At 58.5% G+C, this 16,947-nt stretch carries 15 protein-coding genes; 13 read left to right on the forward strand and 2 right to left on the reverse strand.

All coding sequences use genetic code 11. The features are described 5' to 3' along the window. Window positions 1-2 precede the first annotated feature (2 nt). Together greA and ACSQ83_RS16195 are read left to right on the forward strand one after the other, a co-directional pair. The gene (gene greA, locus ACSQ83_RS16190; RefSeq protein ID WP_414953872.1) at window positions 3-479 is read left to right on the forward strand and encodes a transcription elongation factor GreA; all 477 of its coding nucleotides are present in this window, start codon (window positions 3-5) and stop codon (window positions 477-479) included. Next, window positions 479-1,000, forward strand: coding sequence for a DUF4149 domain-containing protein (locus tag ACSQ83_RS16195; RefSeq protein WP_436228865.1), 522 nt, complete (start codon window positions 479-481; stop codon window positions 998-1,000). Before greA ends, ACSQ83_RS16195 begins: the two co-directional genes overlap by 1 nt. A gap of 70 nt (window positions 1,001-1,070) precedes the next feature. Here ACSQ83_RS16195 and ACSQ83_RS16200 read toward each other — a convergent pair whose 3' ends face one another. Further along, on the reverse strand, window positions 1,071-1,625 hold the full coding sequence (locus ACSQ83_RS16200) for a YhbY family RNA-binding protein (protein WP_414953870.1): 555 nt from the start codon (window positions 1,623-1,625) through the stop codon (window positions 1,071-1,073). Window positions 1,626-2,020: 395 nt separating this feature from the next. On the opposite strand from ACSQ83_RS16200, the gene ACSQ83_RS16205 reads away from it, so the two are divergent. The 11 genes from ACSQ83_RS16205 (at window position 2,021) to phoR (ending at window position 14,547) form a co-directional block, all read left to right on the forward strand. After that, a complete protein-coding gene (locus tag ACSQ83_RS16205; protein WP_089159164.1) occupies window positions 2,021-2,683 on the forward strand; it encodes an RlmE family RNA methyltransferase in 663 nt (220 codons plus the stop codon). Between the two features lie 197 nt (window positions 2,684-2,880). Continuing rightward, entirely contained in the window at window positions 2,881-4,776 is a 1,896-nt protein-coding gene (gene ftsH, locus ACSQ83_RS16210; protein ID WP_414953868.1) for an ATP-dependent zinc metalloprotease FtsH, read from the forward strand. Between the two features lie 215 nt (window positions 4,777-4,991). Beyond that, window positions 4,992-5,930, forward strand: a complete 939-nt coding sequence (gene folP, locus ACSQ83_RS16215) for a dihydropteroate synthase (RefSeq protein WP_436228866.1) — start codon at window positions 4,992-4,994, stop codon at window positions 5,928-5,930. A gap of 75 nt (window positions 5,931-6,005) precedes the next feature. Further along, window positions 6,006-7,364, forward strand: a complete 1,359-nt coding sequence (glmM, locus tag ACSQ83_RS16220; protein WP_436228867.1) for a phosphoglucosamine mutase — start codon at window positions 6,006-6,008, stop codon at window positions 7,362-7,364. A 378-nt stretch (window positions 7,365-7,742) separates the two neighbouring features. After that, window positions 7,743-8,774 carry a phosphate ABC transporter substrate-binding protein PstS gene (gene pstS, locus ACSQ83_RS16225; RefSeq protein WP_436228868.1) on the forward strand — a complete coding sequence of 344 codons (1,032 nt, stop codon included), beginning with the start codon at window positions 7,743-7,745 and terminating at the stop codon, window positions 8,772-8,774. A gap of 84 nt (window positions 8,775-8,858) precedes the next feature. Beyond that, complete coding sequence (gene pstC, locus ACSQ83_RS16230; protein ID WP_414953864.1) at window positions 8,859-9,842, forward strand: phosphate ABC transporter permease PstC; 984 nt, start codon at window positions 8,859-8,861, stop codon at window positions 9,840-9,842. Then, window positions 9,839-10,735 carry a phosphate ABC transporter permease PstA gene (gene pstA / locus ACSQ83_RS16235; RefSeq protein WP_414953863.1) on the forward strand — a complete coding sequence of 299 codons (897 nt, stop codon included), beginning with the start codon at window positions 9,839-9,841 and terminating at the stop codon, window positions 10,733-10,735. Before pstC ends, pstA begins: the two co-directional genes overlap by 4 nt. A gap of 153 nt (window positions 10,736-10,888) precedes the next feature. Next, complete coding sequence (pstB, locus tag ACSQ83_RS16240; RefSeq protein ID WP_031363387.1) at window positions 10,889-11,644, forward strand: phosphate ABC transporter ATP-binding protein PstB; 756 nt, start codon at window positions 10,889-10,891, stop codon at window positions 11,642-11,644. A gap of 38 nt (window positions 11,645-11,682) precedes the next feature. Beyond that, window positions 11,683-12,387, forward strand: coding sequence for a phosphate signaling complex protein PhoU (phoU, locus tag ACSQ83_RS16245; RefSeq protein ID WP_414953862.1), 705 nt, complete (start codon window positions 11,683-11,685; stop codon window positions 12,385-12,387). Window positions 12,388-12,447: 60 nt separating this feature from the next. Then, on the forward strand, window positions 12,448-13,158 hold the full coding sequence (phoB, locus tag ACSQ83_RS16250) for a phosphate regulon transcriptional regulator PhoB (protein WP_299718529.1): 711 nt from the start codon (window positions 12,448-12,450) through the stop codon (window positions 13,156-13,158). Window positions 13,159-13,233: 75 nt separating this feature from the next. Beyond that, window positions 13,234-14,547 (forward strand): phosphate regulon sensor histidine kinase PhoR, encoded by a 1,314-nt coding sequence (gene phoR / locus ACSQ83_RS16255; protein WP_436228869.1) that lies wholly within the window; start codon window positions 13,234-13,236, stop codon window positions 14,545-14,547. A 48-nt stretch (window positions 14,548-14,595) separates the two neighbouring features. Here phoR and ppk1 read toward each other — a convergent pair whose 3' ends face one another. After that, window positions 14,596-16,659 (reverse strand): polyphosphate kinase 1, encoded by a 2,064-nt coding sequence (gene ppk1, locus ACSQ83_RS16260; protein WP_436228870.1) that lies wholly within the window; start codon window positions 16,657-16,659, stop codon window positions 14,596-14,598. Window positions 16,660-16,947 lie beyond the last annotated feature (288 nt).

A 16,947-nucleotide genomic window follows, 5' to 3' on the forward strand; every position in this document is an offset into this window, starting at 1 on the left:
TTATGAGCACAGTTCCTTTGACTAAACGCGGCGCGGCAATGCTCCGCGACGAATTGCAACGCCTCAAATCCGTGGAGCGCCCGGCTGTCGTGAATTCGATCTCCGAAGCCCGCGCGCAGGGCGACTTGTCCGAAAACTCCGAATATGACGCGGCCAAGGAGAAGCAGGGCTTTATCGAAGGCCGGATTGCCGAGATCGAGTCGAAGCTGGCCGGGGCGCAAGTGATTGACCCAACGACCGTGGAGGCTGACGGGCGCGTGATTTTCGGCGCGACGGTCGAACTGGAAGAGACGGCTACGGGCGACACGGTCACTTACCAGATCGTCGGCGACGACGAAGCGGACATTGACCACGGCCTGGTCTCCATCAGCTCGCCCATCGCCCGTGCGCTGATTGGCAAGAGCGAGGGCGACGTGGCGTCGGTCCAGGCGCCGAGCGGCGCGCGCGAGTACGAAATCATCGCGGTCAAGTACGTCTGATGGCCCATCGATTTTTTCGGATTATCGCCATGATCTGGGTCGGCAGCGTGCTGACGCTCGGGTACGTGGCGGCCCCGGTGCTGTTCAGCATGCTTGACCGGACGTCGGCGGGATCGGTTGCTGCGCAACTGTTTCGCATCGAGGGATTTCTCGGCGTGATCTGCGCGCTGCTGCTGCTGGTGTTGGCTAACCGCCTCGTTCGAACGGGTTTCGCCGAATACAAGCGGACCCGTTGGGTCATCGCGGGCATGTTGTTGTGCGTGTTGATCGGGTATTTCGCGCTGCAGCCATTCATGAATGCGCTGCGCGTGGCGGCCCAGGAAGGCGGGATGGAACTCGCGCAATCGCCGAATGCAAGCCGCTTTGGCATGCTGCACGGCTTCTCCAGCGCGTTCTATCTGGTGGAGAGCGTGCTCGGATTGTTGTTGTTCTGGCGCCTGCCGCCTGCAAAATTTCCAGCGCAATCGGTCATTCCGAAGGGAAAAACGGCTAGCGTCGCGGCACGTCGCGCGCGCGGTTAAAAAAAGCCGGTTATGCCCGAGGGTATCGGGCGTGACCGGCTTTTTGCTTTCCAGACGAACCGGAACAGGCTTATTTCGACGATTGATGGTGCCGCTTGGCGCTCGGCAGACGCTTCTTTGCGCGTTTGACGTTGCCGCCAGCGGTCACACGTTCGTTGCCGCGAACCAACAGTTTTTGCTTCTTCGGCTTGCGGACCACAGGCGCGTCACGCGTGATCTTGACGACCTTGACCACGCGCGGCGCACGTCCCTTCGACGAGGTCTCAGCGGCGGCTTCGCCGGCGCTCGGAGGCGCTATGCGGTTGGCGCCGCGGACACCGGCAACGCGCGACGGCTTGGGCGCTTGGTCGCTTTCCGGCCGCCATACCACGAGCAACTTGCCGATTTGCTGGACCGGCGCGGCATCTAGCTTGTCGCAGATCTCGGCGTAGGCGGCGACACGGGCTTCACGGTCGTCGCCGAACACGCGGATCTTGATGAGCTGATGTGCAGCAAGGTGCACCTCGATCTCGGCCAGAACGGCCTCGGTCAGCCCGTCACCGCCAACGAGTACGACGGGCTTGAGCGCATGAGCTTGGGAGCGCAGGTCGGCGCGTTGGGCGGGAGAAAGTTTGAGAGCTGACATGAGAAGTAACGGACTCGACTAAAATGAGAGGCGCCGTAGCGTAAAAGTGGCTAAACGGTCGCGATTGCAAAACAAAGACGGGCAGGGCAGGAGGCCTTGCTCAAGAAAATGACGGACGGCGCGAGGCGATGCGGCGAGCAACGGACTTGATTTTAACGAATCTTTAATCGCCGGAGCTCGGACGCCGCCCCTTGCCAGATAAGCCCGAAGCACATTATCAGCTTCGGGTCTCCGGCAAACGTCGCTGGCAAACACAGGGCGCAACGGTGTCTGAGTCGGCTAGCTACTTCGGCTGTCCACATCGACGAAGGCTGCCTCATAAATGAGCAGCAGCCCGAATTAGACGCGTATTATCCGCTAAAAGCACAGCTTCACGCAGCAAGAGTTCATTCTTAATGGCAAAAAACCGCTTCAATTACTCGTGGCTGCACGACCACATCAACGACCCATACGTGAAACTCGCGCAGCGCGAGGGCTATCGGGCGCGCGCGGCATACAAGCTGAAGGAGATCGACGAGCAGGATAAGTTGATCAAACCGGGCCAGATCATTGTCGACCTTGGCTCGACTCCGGGGAGCTGGAGCCAATACGCGCGTAACCAATTGGCTAAAGGGTCCAAGCGGGGTGAAACGCGCGAAGGCGGGATCGATGGCAAGATCATCGCGCTCGACCTGTTGCCCATGGAGCCGATTGCCGACGTGATTTTCATCCAGGGTGATTTCCGCGAAGACTCGGTACTGGACCAGTTGAAGGAAATCGTGGGCGACCATCAAGTCGACCTTGTAATTTCTGACATGGCCCCCAACCTCTCAGGAGTTGCAAGCGCGGATGCGGCGCGAATGGAACATCTGTGCGATCTGGCGCTGGACTTCTCGCAAAACCATTTAAAGCCGGAAGGTGCCTTATTGGTCAAATGTTTTCACGGCAGCGGCTATAGTCAAATAGTGGAGAAGTTCAAGCATCAATTCAAAATCGTCGCGCCGCGCAAGCCAAAGGCATCGCGCGACAAATCGTCCGAAACGTTTATTTTGGGCAGGCAACTCAAGCGTCGGGATTGAGAGTTGCAGGTGGAAGCGCCGCCGGGGACCGGGTGTCCCGACGGTTGATTTGCCGAATATGTCCAAACAATCGGGTCCCGGCCGCTATCTTCGTGCTAGCTAAAGGTTATAGCAGGGGTTTGCGGTCTGGATTAGAATGCTTTGGTGGTGCCGCAAGGCGAATGTAGGCGCCCGTCTATGAGTGAAGGAGTGGTGCTTTGAACAACAATATGTTCTCTAAGGCAGCGGTGTGGCTGGTTATCGCACTGGTGCTGTTCACGGTGTTCAAGCAGTTCGACAAGCCCCGCGTCCAGGAAGGTGTTTCGTATTCGCAATTCATGGACGACGCGAAGTCCGGTAAGGTCAAGACAGTTACCGTTCAGGGCCGTAATCTCACCGTTACTCCCGCAGACGGTCAGAAATATCAAATCGTGTCGCCTGGCGATATCTGGATGGTCGGCGACTTGATGAAGTACGGCGTCCAGGTCAGCGGCAAGGCTGATGACGAACCGAACGCGCTCGTTTCCGCGCTGTATTACCTCGGACCGACGATCCTGATCATCGGTTTCTGGTTCTTCATGATGCGGCAGATGCAGGGCGGCGGGAAAGGCGGAGCATTTTCGTTCGGCAAGTCGCGAGCGCGGCTGATCGACGAGAACAACAACGCGATCAATTTTACCGACGTCGCAGGCTGTGACGAAGCGAAGGAAGAGGTCTCCGAGCTAGTCGACTTTCTGCGCGATCCGCAGAAATTCCAGAAGCTGGGCGGGCGTATCCCTCGCGGCGTATTGCTAGTCGGGCCTCCGGGTACGGGTAAGACGCTGCTGGCGCGCGCCATTGCAGGCGAAGCGAAAGTACCGTTCTTCAGCATTTCGGGTTCGGACTTCGTTGAAATGTTCGTTGGTGTGGGCGCGGCCCGGGTGCGCGACATGTTCGAGCAGGCCAAGAAGCACGCGCCGTGTATCGTGTTTATCGACGAAATCGATGCCGTGGGCCGTCATCGCGGCGCCGGCATGGGGGGCGGTAACGACGAGCGCGAACAGACGTTGAACCAGATGCTCGTGGAAATGGACGGGTTCGAGGCGAACTCCGGCGTGATCGTGATCGCTGCAACCAACCGTTCCGACGTGCTGGACAAAGCGTTGCTGCGTCCGGGCCGTTTCGACCGTCAGGTGTACGTGGGCTTGCCGGATATCCGCGGCCGCGAACACATCATGAAGGTTCATCTGCGCAAGGTGCCTATTTCGAACGACGTCGATGCTTCGGTGATCGCACGCGGCACGCCGGGCTTCTCGGGCGCCGATCTGGCGAACCTTGTGAACGAAGCAGCGTTGTTTGCAGCGCGTCGCGGCAAGCGGATCGTCGAAATGGCTGACTTCGAAGACGCGAAAGACAAGATCTTCATGGGTCCGGAACGTAAGTCGGCCGTGATGCGTGAAGAAGAGCGTCGCAATACGGCTTACCACGAGTCGGGTCACGCGGTGGTGGCGAAGCTCCTGCCGCACGCCGATCCGGTTCACAAGGTCTCCATCATGCCGCGCGGCTGGGCGTTGGGTATCACGTGGCAGTTACCGGAGCATGATCGGGTCAATCTGTATCGTGACAAGATGCTCGAGGAAATCGCCATCCTGTTCGGCGGCCGTGCAGCGGAGGAAGTGTTCCTGAACTCCATGTCCACGGGTGCTTCGAATGACTTTGAGCGCGCGACCAAGATGGCGCGTGACATGGTGACGCGTTACGGCATGTCGGATGTGCTCGGCACGATGGTGTATGTCGACACGGAACAGGACGGCGTGTTCGGCAAGATGGCGTCGAAGACGGTGTCCGAAGCCACGCAGCAAAAGGTCGATGCTGAAATTCGCCGGATTCTTGACGATCAGTATGGTCTTGCCCGCAAGCTGCTGGAAGACAACCGCGACAAGGTCGAATCCATGACGAAGGCGCTGCTGGAATGGGAAACCATCGACGCGGAGCAGATTAGCGACATCATGGGCGGTCGTCCGCCACGTCCGCCGAAGAATCTGCCGCCGCCGTCGGGTGATCCGTCGTCGGGTGGTGGAAATGCCGGCGCGGAAGTCAAACCGGGTAACGCCACGGCTCCTGCTTCAGCCTGACGCGATCCTGAAGCAAGTCAGAAGGGGCTGGTGTGATTTCACACCAGCCCCTTTTCCGTTGTGGTTCGCTTTTTGAGGTATCCAAGCGGAGGTTCACCGGCTTGGAGCGGCAATTATTGTTTGAACCTGGCCGTATGGACGTCGAACGGCGGACCGATCGGCGTACTCGGCGTACTAATAGCAACGTAGCTCCTTCATCGTCTGGCCTGACCACTATGCAGTCTTCACCTCTCCCGAACGGGCATCGCGCCATTGCTCAGCCGCTTCAATGCGGCCGGTTCACGCTGACTTTCGAGCGCCCGTTGATCATGGGCATCCTCAATGTCACGCCGGATTCGTTTTCTGATGGCGGCCGTTTCGTCGCGCGCGACGCCGCGCTCGTGCAGGCCACTGAGATGATTCGCGACGGTGCCGACATCATCGATATTGGCGGCGAGTCGACCCGTCCGGGCGCGCCGCCAGTCCCGCTGGACGAGGAGCTTGAGCGCGTGATCCCGGTAATCGAAGCGTTGCGTTCGGCGGGCGTGCCGCTTTCCATCGATACCTACAAGCCAGCGGTCATGCGCGCCGCGCTTTCCGCCGGCGCGGATTTGGTCAACGACATTTGGGGCTTGCGTCGTGAAGGCGCGCTTGAGGCTGTCAAAAACAGCACGTGCGGACTCTGCGTCATGCATATGCTTGGCGAGCCGCAAACCATGCAGATGCATGAGCCTGTGTATCAGGACGTCGTGGCGGACGTGCGCGAATTCTTCGAGAAACGGCTGCTTACGCTGACGGCGGCCGGAATCAGCGCGGAGCGAATCTGCCTCGATCCCGGTTTTGGATTCGGCAAGTCTGTGATCGATCATAATTACACTTTGCTGGCGCATTTCGCCGAGACCCGGCCTGCGAATTCGCGCGTCCCGTTGCTGGCTGGCATGTCGCGCAAGTCGATGCTCGGCGCCGTGACAGGGCGAACGCAACCGGCCGGGCGTGTGGCGGCGAGCGTGGCGGCGGCGGTTTGTGCGGCTGAGCAAGGCGCGGCCATTGTGCGCGTGCATGACGTCGCGGCGACTGCCGATGCATTGAAGGTTTGGCAGGCGATGCATGCTGCCGACCGTTCAAGTCAAAGCACGAGTCCGCTTGACTCAATGACCGACATGACGAAGGCATAGCCATTGCGGTTGGCCCAACACATTTGAAGTTCACAGTTCGCGCTCAATTTTTTGCGCAAGGATAAAAACGAAACGATGGCACGTCGATATTTTGGAACAGATGGTATTCGGGGGAAGGTCGGCGAAGCTCCGATCACGCCTGATTTTGTGTTGCGGCTGGGCTATGCAGCCGGGAAAGTGCTGGCGGGCGCCGATCGATGGGCGCAGCGCGGCAGCCGTCCGACGGTGCTGATCGGCAAGGACACGCGGGTGTCGGGGTACATGCTGGAAGCAGCGCTGGAGTCGGGTTTTTCGGCCGCAGGCGTCGACGTCATGCTGGCCGGCCCGATTCCGACGCCGGGCGTCGCGTACCTGACGCGGGCCTTGCGCCTCGCGGCGGGCGTGGTGATCAGCGCATCGCATAACCCGTACTACGACAACGGCATCAAGTTTTTTTCCGCCGATGGCAACAAGCTCCCGGACGAAGTCGAGTTGCAGATCGAGGCGCAACTTGACGAACCCATGTCCTGCGCACCGTCCGAACTGCTGGGCAAGGCTCGCCGGCTGGACGATGCTCGCGGCCGCTACATCGAATTCTGCAAGAGTACGTTCCCGGCCAGCTTCGATTTGCACGGTCTCAAGCTGGTGGTTGATTGCGCTCACGGCGCTGCGTACGACGTCGCGCCGCAAGTGTTCCACGAGCTTGGCGCGGAAGTGGTGACGATCGGCGTGTCCCCGAACGGCTTCAATATCAATGATGGCGTGGGAGCAACCGCGCCCGACGCGTTGGTGCGAGCGGTCAAGGAGCATCGTGCGGATATCGGTATTGCGCTCGATGGCGATGCGGACCGCCTGCAGGTCGTCGATGCCTCAGGACGGCTCTACAACGGCGACGAACTGCTGTACGTGCTGGTGAAGGATCGTATTGCGACGGACGGGCGCGTGGACGGCGCCGTCGGCACGTTGATGACGAACATGGCGGTCGAGGTCGCGCTGAAGCAGGCGGGCGTGCAGTTCGTGCGCGCCGCCGTGGGCGATCGCTATGTACTCGAGAAACTGCGTGAGAACAACTGGATGCTGGGCGCGGAAGGGTCGGGGCATATCCTGTCGCTTGACCGGCATTCCACGGGCGACGGCATCGTTTCGGCGCTCCTCGTGCTCGCGGCAATAAAGCGCGGCGGCAAGCCGCTCGCCGACCTGCTCGACGGCATCAAGTTGTTCCCGCAGAAGCTCATCAATGTGCGCATGAGTCCCGACGCCGACTGGAAGAGCAGCAACACGATCAAGCAGGCGATCAAGGACGCCGAGCGCGCGCTCGAATCGCATGGCCGGGTGCTGATCCGCGCGTCGGGAACGGAGCCGGTGCTGCGCGTGATGGTGGAAGCTGCGTCGGAAGAGGACGCGGTCGCGCACGCAGAAAGCATTGCGAAGGTAGTGAAGGACGCGACGACTTAAGCGTCGCAAACGATTGAAGCACGACCAAAGTACCGAAAACGCCACGGTTTGCGCCGTGGCGTTTTTTTTGCATTCAAGTGATTGCGGATGCCTGTTCCAGGTATCGACGTATTTAAAAGAACGAGCGATCCAAAAAATCGCGTCAATCGGATCGCAAGATTACGCGGCATTGTGCAGCTGAAAAAATAATTGAAAGAAACATGGCCGAATCGGCTCAACAGCCGTCCCATCAAGCCTTGGTGGGCTAACTTCTGAACTTTAAACTTTCGTTACCGTAAGCACGTTGTCACGCTGGCTTCATCATTCGTCATCGGACTGTCACATTGAGCCCCTATCCTTCGCGGTGTCGAGCCACTTGCTCACAACCCTGGAGATCACATGAAATTGATGCACACCGCGCTTGCAGGCATCGTCGGCGCAATGTTTGCGATGTCAGCTCAAGCTGCGGACATCACCGGCGCGGGCAGTACCTTCGCTGCACCGATTTACACGAAATGGGCCGATACGTACCAGAAGTCGGGCGGCGGCAAGGTTAACTACCAAGGTATCGGTTCCTCGGGCGGCATCAAGCAAATCATCGCGAAGACGGTGGATTTCGCTGGCTCGGACGCACCGCTGAAGGACGACGAACTGGCCAAGCAGGGGCTTTTCCAGTTTCCGACAGTGGTTGGCGGCGTAGTCCCGGCGATCAACGTGCCGGGTATCAAGGCAGGTGAGATGACGCTGTCGGGTGAAGTTCTCGGCGACATCTACCTCGGCAAGATCAAGAAGTGGAATGACCCGGCTATCGCCGCACTGAATCCGAAGCTGAAGCTGCCGGATACGGACATTGCTGTCGTGCGCCGCGCTGACGGTTCGGGCACGAGCTTCATCTGGACGAACTATTTGTCCAAGGTGAACGCCGAGTGGAAGAGCAAGGTCGGTGAAGGTTCGACGGTCAACTGGCCGACAGGCACGGGCGGCAAGGGCAACGACGGCGTCGCCGCGTTCGTTCAGCGTCTGCCGGGTGCTATTGGTTATGTGGAATGGGCGTACGCTAAGCAAAACAAGATGACGTACGTCGACTTGAAGAATGCAGCGGGCGCAGTGGTCGAGCCGAAGACGGAAACGTTCAAGGCTGCAGCAGCGAGCGCAGATTGGTCGAAGTCGTTCTATCAAATCCTGACGAACGAGCCGGGCAAGGACGCATGGCCGATCGTAGGCGCAACCTTCGTGCTGCTCCACACGACGCAGGACAAGGAAGCACAAGGCGCGGAAACGCTGAAGTTCTTCGGCTGGGCGTTCAAGAACGGCGCGCAAGCAGCGAACGAACTCGACTACATCTCGTTGCCTGATTCGGTCGTTGCCGAAATCGAAACGCAGTGGAAAGAGAAGGTCAAGGACGCGTCGGGCAAGGCAGTCGCGCAATAAGTTTAGTAGCACGTAACCAAGCTTCTGGCTTTTCTGTCCGTATTGCCGCGCGGCATCCGCCGCGCGGCCCTTCCGAAGGTTCCCATGTCGGACATCAACCTCGCATCGACTCCGCCCGCCAGCCGCGCTCAACGCGCTCCGGGTCGTCTCGGTGATATCGTTTTCGGTGGGCTGACACGGCTTGCCGCCGTCGTCACGCTGCTGCTGCTGGGCGGCATTATTGTGTCGCTGATCATAGCGTCACTGCCTACGCTTCAAAAATTTGGCCTCAGTTTCCTGTGGCGTTCCGATTGGGATCCACAAACCGATAGTTTCGGCGCGCTCGTGCCTATCTACGGCACCATCGCTACGTCCATCATTGCGTTGATCATCGCCGTGCCCGTGAGCTTCGGCATTGCGCTGTTCCTGACCGAGCTCGCGCCCGCGTGGCTGCGCCGGCCGCTCGGCGTGGCAATTGAGCTGCTGGCCGCGATCCCGTCGATTGTGTACGGCATGTGGGGCCTGCTGGTGTTCTCTCCCATCTTCGCAACGTATTTCGAAAAGCCGCTGGGCAGCGCGCTCGGGAACGTCTGGTTGATCGGCCGCTTTTTCCAGGGACCGCCTATTGGCATCGGCATTTTGTGTGCCGGTGTGATCCTGGCGATCATGATCATTCCGTACATCGCGGCCGTGATGCGCGACGTGTTCGAAGTCACGCCCGTGCTGCTGAAGGAATCGGCATACGGCATTGGCTGCACGACCTGGGAAGTGATGTGGAAGATCGTGTTGCCGTTCACGCGAACCGGTGTGATCGGTGGCGTGATGCTCGGCCTTGGCCGCGCACTCGGTGAAACCATGGCGGTGACGTTCGTGATCGGCAATACCAATCTGCTCGATAACGTCTCGCTGTTTTCGCCAGGCAACAGCATTACCTCCGCGCTTGCGAATGAGTTTGCTGAAGCGAGCCCGGGTCTGCATACCTCGGCGTTGATGGAACTGGGCTTGATCCTGTTCCTGATTACGTTCATCGTCCTTTCACTGTCCAAACTCATGTTGCTGCGCCTCGAAAAGTCGGAGGGTGGCAAGTGAACCGGTCAACTACTCCATTCCCCGGTTCCGGTAATCCGGAGCGGGAAGAAGCCACGCGCATCAAGTTGCAACGGCGCCGTCGTGGCAAAAACGTGGTCGCGCTGGTGTTGTCGCTGGCGGCCATGGCGTTCGGCTTATTGTGGCTCGTGTGGATTCTGTTCACCACGGTCAAGCTCGGCATTGGCGGTATGTCGATCGAACTGTTCACGCAGAACACGCCTCCGCCCAACACCGATGGCGGCGGTTTGCTGAACGCGATTGTCGGCAGCTTGATGCTCGTGCTGCTCGCAACTTTTATTGGCACGCCGCTTGGGATTCTCGCGGGCGTTTATCTCGCCGAATACGGCGACAAGCGCTGGCTCGCCAGCGTGACGCGCTTCATCAACGACATCCTGTTGTCGGCGCCATCGATTGTGATCGGCTTGTTCGTGTATGCGCTGGTAGTCGCGCAAATGGGGCGCTTTAGCGGCTGGGCCGGCGTGATCGCGCTCGCTTTGCTGCAGATTCCCATCGTGATTCGCACGACGGAAAACATGTTGCGGCTCGTGCCGAACGCGCTGCGTGAAGCGGCCTTCGCACTCGGCACGCCGAAGTGGAAGATGATCTGTTCGATCACACTGAAGGCGTCGGTGAGCGGCATTGTGACGGGCGTCTTGCTCGCCGTTGCACGCATCACCGGTGAAACGGCGCCGCTGCTCTTCACGGCGCTGTCCAACCAGTTCTTCTCGTGGGACATGAATCAACCGGTGGCCAACCTGCCCGTCACGATCTACAAGTTCGCGATGAGCCCGTTCCCACAATGGCAAGCGCTCGCGTGGGCCGGCGTGTTCCTGATCACGCTTGGCGTGCTCGGTCTGAACATCCTGGCACGCACGATCTTCTCGAAAAAATAAGGCGGAAATCATTCCATGAACACAGTCGCAAGCGATGTAAGCGCTAAAAGCGCTAATCCGGCCGCCGGCAGTGACAATTCCGGCGCCCCAGTCGAACGCGGTGCAGCGCCCGGCAGCTTCAAGCCGACCCATCACGCGCCGCCGGTCGGATCGATGAAACCGAAGATCGAGGTGAACAACCTCAACTTCTTCTATAACAAGTTTCATGCGCTGAAGAACATTAACCTGCGGATTCCTGAACATAAGGTGACTGCGTTCATCGGTCCGTCGGGATGCGGCAAGTCCACGCTGCTGCGCACGTTCAACAAGATGTACGCGCTGTATCCGGAGCAGCGCGCGGAAGGCGAGATCCTGATGGACGGCAACAACCTGCTCGATACGAGCCGCGATATCTCGCTGCTGCGTGCACGCGTGGGCATGGTGTTCCAGAAGCCGACGCCGTTCCCCATGTCGATCTACGACAACATTGCGTTTGGCGTGAAGATGTTCGAGCAACTGTCGCGCTCGGAGATGGACGACCGCGTGGAGTGGGCGCTGACGAAAGCGGCGCTGTGGAACGAAGTGAAGGACAAGCTGCAACAAAGCGGCTATGGCCTCTCGGGTGGACAACAGCAGCGCCTGTGCATTGCACGCGGCATTGCAATTCGCCCGGAAGTGCTGTTACTCGACGAACCGTGTTCGGCGCTCGACCCGATTTCGACGGGACGCATTGAAGAATTGATCGCCGAACTGAAGGACGATTACACGGTCGTGATCGTCACGCACAACATGCAGCAGGCGGCGCGTTGTTCGGACTACACTGCTTACATGTATCTAGGCGAATTGATTGAATTCGGCGATACGGAAAAGATCTTCATCAAGCCGTCCCGCAAGGAAACGGAAGACTACATCACTGGCCGGTTTGGTTGAGAGCATAACGGGCTAAAAAAGGACTTCAGGGAGCACATATGTCCGATAAACATTTGTCGAGCCAGTTCGACGCCGATCTGAATGCGGTGTCATCGAAGGTGCTGGAAATGGGCGGTCTGGTCGAGTCGCAAATCATCCAGGCCATGCAGGCGCTCAATACGTTCGACATGGATATTGTCGAAGCGGTGGTGCTCGCCGAGACGCGCCTGAATACCATGGAAGTCGAGATTGACGAGGAATGCAGCAACATCATCGCGCGCCGTCAGCCGGCTGCGCGTGACCTGCGTTTGTTAATGGCAATTTCGAAAACGATTACGAATCTCGAGCGTGCCGGCGACGAAGCCGAGAAGATCGCCAAGCGTGTGCGACGCATTAATGAAGATGGCATGGGGCGTAACGTCAATATCGCGGAGATCAAGTTGTCGGGCGAAATGGCGGTATCTATCTTGCGCCGTGCATTAGATGCATTCGCGCGTCTGGATACGGTCGCCGCTGCACAAATTGTTCGCGACGACAAAGCCATCGACGAAGAATTCCGTGCGTTCGTGCGCAAGCTGGTCACGTACATGATGGAAGATCCGCGCATGATTTCGGCGGGCCTCGATTATCTGTTCATCGCTAAAGCGGTCGAACGGATTGGCGATCATGCAAAGAACATTGCGGAGTTCATTATTTACATTGTGAAGGGAACGGATGTCCGCCATGTGTCGCGCGATCAACTCGAACGCGAAGCACTGAGCTGATTCTTTTCTGATTCCAATGTTGGTTGTTTAACTTACGCGAAGAAGGTTACAGAGGTGCCGATGCCCAGCAGCATTCTCGTTATAGAAGACGAACCCGCGATTTCCGAATTGATTTCGGTGAATCTGCAACACGCGGGCCACTGCCCCATTCGTGCTTATAACGCGGAACAGGCGCAAAACCTGATCAGCGATGTCTTGCCCGACCTGGTGCTTCTCGACTGGATGCTGCCGGGTAAATCCGGTATCGCCTTTGCGCGGGAATTGCGGGGCAACGAACGCACGAAACATATTCCGATCATCATGCTTACTGCCCGCGGCGACGAGCAGGACAAAGTGCTCGGACTAGAGATTGGTGCGGACGATTATGTGACGAAGCCGTTTTCGCCGAAAGAATTGATGGCACGGATCAAGGCGGTATTGCGCCGGCGCGCGCCGCAATTAACGGAAGACGTGGTCGCAATCAATGGCTTGCGTCTCGATCCGGCCACTCACAGGGTGGCGGCGCATTCAAACGGTCATGGCAGCGACGATATCAAGCTCGATCTCGGACCGACCGAGTTCCGCTTGCTGCATTTCTTCATGACGCACCCCGAGCGCGTGCATAGCCGCACACAATTGCTGGATCAGGTGTGGGGCGATCACGTATTCGTGGAAGAGCGGACGGTGGACGTGCATATCAAGCGTCTGCGCGCCGCCCTGAAGCCCGCGGGTTGCGATGCTATGATTGAAACGGTTCGTGGCAGCGGTTACAGGCTAGCCAAGAGCGCTTGATAGAGTGCACGACAAGAGTCAATGAGACCCGCGACCAATCGTGGTCGCGTGGTAATAATCTCGATCCGCTAATTCATGAATATCATCTGGACGCGTTCTCTCGTGTCCCTCGCGTTGCTCGCGGTATTGAGCGGGATCGTCGGCGCGCTGTTCGGCGTGCGCGCCGCACTTTGTTTCGCGCTGGTCATGCTGGTTCTTCAAACCCTCTTCACCACCTTTCATACGCAGCGCCTGTGGCGCTTGCTGGATGCGCCCGTGTATGGCGAAGTCCCGAGCGCACCGGGCGTGTGGGGCGAGATTTATTATCGGCTGCATAAGCTTGCGAAGCGCTGGCATGCCCAGGTGCGTCAGGTCGAGCAGCAGCATTCACGGTTTATCCAGGGTATCCAGGCGTCGCCGAATGGCGTGGCCATGCTCGATGACAGCGACCAGATCGAGTGGTGCAACGCCATTGCGGAAACCCATTTCGGGCTCGATGCAAAACGCGATTTGCGCCAGCACATTACGCATCTCGTGCGTCAGCCCGATTTCGTTCGTTATCTCGCTTCGCAACATTATGAGTCGGTGCTGGTCATGCGCGGTATGGGGCTGAACCGGCAGCATGTATTGTCGGTGCAAATATTTCCCTACGGCGAAAACCGCAAACTGATTCTGACTCAGGACATAACGGAACTGGAAAGAACCGATTCCATGCGCCGCGATTTTGTCGCGAACGTTTCGCACGAGTTGAAGACGCCGTTGACGGTGTTGTCCGGCTTTCTCGAAACCATGCGCGAGTTGCCGCTAAATGAATCCGACCGGGCGCGATATCTGGAGATGATGGAGCAGCAGTCGTCGCGGATGCAGAACATTGTGCGCGACTTGCTCGTGCTTGCGAATCTGGAAGGCGATGTCAAACCGCCGAGCGACGATGTTCTCGATATGCGCGCAGTGCTGCGCCATCTTGAAGAGGACGCCGATAATCTTTCGAATGGCCGGCATCGAATCACATTCGATGTTGATGAAGCGTTGACGGTGTCCGGTTCGGAAACGGAAATTGTGAGCGCGCTCGCGAATCTGGTGACGAATGCAATTCGTTATACGCCGGATGGTGGAACGATTGATGTCTCGTGGCAGCGCGTTAAAGATCGCGCAGTGTTTTCAGTGCGCGATAGCGGACTCGGTATTCCGCCCGAACATATTCCCCGTTTGACCGAACGGTTTTATCGTGTGGATAGAAGCCGCTCGCGCGATACCGGTGGTACGGGCTTGGGGCTTGCAATCGTCAAGCATGTATTGCAACGCCATCTGGCCGATCTCGAAGTCAAGAGCGAGGAAGGGCGGGGAAGCACCTTCTCGGTCAAGTTTTCGGCTGCCCGTACGGCGATGAGAAAATCGATCGCGGCTTGAATCGCGGCTTCAAGGGGAAGGCGGCTTATAACGCCGCCAGTCAGTGCATCAAGGGCAGAACTTCGCGAGCAGGCCCAGTTGAGCATTGCGCATCGACTTGCCCGGACGTCGCCGCTTGTAATGCCCATCGCTTTGCATGAGCCACGCCGACTGGTTGTCGCCGAGAAATACGGACAACCCTTCCGCAATCACGCGCCGTTTCAGGCGCCGGTCGTTCACCGGAAACGCCACTTCAACGCGCCGGAAGAAGTTGCGGTCCATCCAGTCCGCACTCGACAAATACACCTTCTCTTCTCCGCCCGCGTAAAAATAAAAGATGCGGTGATGTTCGAGAAAGCGTCCAACGATAGATCGCACCGTAATGTTCTCGGAGAGATCTTCCACACCGGGTTTTAACGCGCAGACGCCACGCACGATCAAGTCGATTTTCACGCCGGCTTGCGACGCTTCATACAACGCGATAATCACGGTTGGTTCGAGCAACGCGTTCATCTTCGCGACAATCCGCGCTTTCTTTCCCGCGCGCGCGTTGTCGGCTTCAGCACGAATGGCTTCGATCAAATTCGGATGCAGCGTAAAAGGCGCTTGCCAAAGCTGATGCAGGCGTAATTCGCCGCCGATGCCGGTGAGTTGCTGGAACACGTGATGCACGTCTTCGCAGACTTCCTGATCCGAGGTCATCACGGCGAAATCGGTATAAAGACGCGCCGTACGCGGATGATAGTTTCCCGTCCCCAGATGCACATAACGCCTGAGCACCATCTTGCCGTGCTGCGAGACACGCCGCACGATCAGCATCATTTTCGCGTGGCATTTGTGGCCGACCACGCCGTACACCACATGCGCGCCCACCGCCTCAAGTTGCGACGCCCAGCTGATATTGGTCTCTTCGTCGAAGCGCGCGAGCAATTCCACCACGACGGTCACTTCCTTGCCGTTGCGCGCGGCTTGCATCAGCGCGTCCATCAACGGGGAGTCCGTGCCGGTCCGATAGATGGTTTGCTTGATCGCGACCACCTGCGGGTCCTTGGCCGCCTGCAACAGCAATTCGAGCACGGGCTGAAAACTCTCGTACGGATGATGCAGGAGGATATCGCCCTGATCGATGGCATCGAACATGTTCGACGCTGCTGCAATCGCCTTCGGCACCGCTGGAATGTGCGGCACGAACTTCAGGTCCGGCCGGTCGACCATCTCGGGCAACGGCATCAGGCGCACGAGATTCACGGGCCCGTTCACGCGATAACAATCGCGGTCGTTCAGTTCGCTCTCGTCGAGCAGGCGCCGGATCATGTGCGGCGGCGTTTCCGCCGACACTTCCAGTCGCACCGCATTGCCCAGATGCCGCGCGGGCAGTTCGCCCTGCAGCGCCACGCGCAGGTTGGTGATTTCGTCTTCATCGACGAACAATTCGCTGTTGCGCGTGATGCGAAACTGGTTGCAACTGCGCACCATCAAATGCGGAAACAGCGCGTCGACAAAACGCTGCATCAGCGAGCTCAACAGCACAAAACCGTGCGGATAGCCCGACAGCGCCTCGGGCATGCGCACGAGCCGGGGCAGCGCGCGCGGCGCCTGCACGATGCCCATCATCGCCTGACGGCCGAACGCGTCCTTACCTTCCAGCTCGACCACGAAGTTCAGGCTCTTGTTCAGCACGCGCGGAAACGGATGCGCGGGATCCAGGCCGATAGGCGTGAGCACCGGCAGCAACTCGTTCTGGAAATAATCGCGGGCCCAGTCGGTCTGCGCCTCGCTCCACGATTCCACGCCATGAAAGTAGATTCCTTCGCTTTCCAGCGCCGGAAACACGGTGCTCTGAAGCATCACGTATTGCTGATGGACCAGTCGATGCGCACGTTCGACGACGAGGTCGTACACATGCTGCAGCGACATGCCGTCAGGCGAAAGCGAGCCCGGGTTATCGCGCATCTGTTCCTGCATGCCGGCCATGCGGACTTCGAAGAATTCGTCCAGGTTGCTGCTGGTAATACAGATGAAGCGAAGCCGTTCGAGTAACGGAACGGCGGTATCGGCGGCTTGCGACAATACACGTTCGTTAAAACCCAGAATGCCCAGTTCGCGATTGAGAAGGGGATAGCGTAAGGACATCGATAGTATTGGCAGTCAAAAAAACAGAATGTGCAAGGATCGCTCGGAATGGTTCACAGTATGATGACGTTTTTGTGAAATCGCCGTGTCATAAATCTACCGCAGGGCTCAGGTAAGGTTGATTCTGGCAAGGTTCGCCCTGCGTTGCGTCCTGTTTCGTATAACAATCGAAAGCGGATTCATCGGCGCAGTTTGCTGCACTGGATTGTTTGCAAGACCAGCACAGTCGTCCGCTTGGACTTAAAATTGGCGCGCTGCTGCGGCGCGGCGTGTTCAAATGCTGCCCGA

Source organism: Caballeronia sp. LjRoot29 (assembly GCF_964252755.1).
GTDB lineage: Bacteria > Pseudomonadota > Gammaproteobacteria > Burkholderiales > Burkholderiaceae > Caballeronia.

Bases quoted from the DNA above. Each gene is read 5' to 3' on its own strand.
- pstC (WP_414953864.1), top strand. From the start codon at position 8,859: ATGTCGGACATCAACCTCGCATCGACTCCGCCCGCCAGCCGCGCTCAA.
- pstB (WP_031363387.1), top strand. From the start codon at position 10,889: ATGAAACCGAAGATCGAGGTGAACAACCTCAACTTCTTCTATAACAAG.
- folP (WP_436228866.1), top strand. From the start codon at position 4,992: ATGCAGTCTTCACCTCTCCCGAACGGGCATCGCGCCATTGCTCAGCCG.
- ACSQ83_RS16195 (WP_436228865.1), top strand. From the start codon at position 479: ATGGCCCATCGATTTTTTCGGATTATCGCCATGATCTGGGTCGGCAGC.
- ACSQ83_RS16200 (WP_414953870.1), bottom strand. From the start codon at position 1,625: ATGTCAGCTCTCAAACTTTCTCCCGCCCAACGCGCCGACCTGCGCTCC.
- greA (WP_414953872.1), top strand. From the start codon at position 3: ATGAGCACAGTTCCTTTGACTAAACGCGGCGCGGCAATGCTCCGCGAC.
- pstS (WP_436228868.1), top strand. From the start codon at position 7,743: ATGAAATTGATGCACACCGCGCTTGCAGGCATCGTCGGCGCAATGTTT.
- ACSQ83_RS16205 (WP_089159164.1), top strand. From the start codon at position 2,021: ATGGCAAAAAACCGCTTCAATTACTCGTGGCTGCACGACCACATCAAC.
- glmM (WP_436228867.1), top strand. From the start codon at position 6,006: ATGGCACGTCGATATTTTGGAACAGATGGTATTCGGGGGAAGGTCGGC.
- phoB (WP_299718529.1), top strand. From the start codon at position 12,448: ATGCCCAGCAGCATTCTCGTTATAGAAGACGAACCCGCGATTTCCGAA.
- ppk1 (WP_436228870.1), bottom strand. From the start codon at position 16,659: ATGTCCTTACGCTATCCCCTTCTCAATCGCGAACTGGGCATTCTGGGT.
- phoR (WP_436228869.1), top strand. From the start codon at position 13,234: ATGAATATCATCTGGACGCGTTCTCTCGTGTCCCTCGCGTTGCTCGCG.
- phoU (WP_414953862.1), top strand. From the start codon at position 11,683: ATGTCCGATAAACATTTGTCGAGCCAGTTCGACGCCGATCTGAATGCG.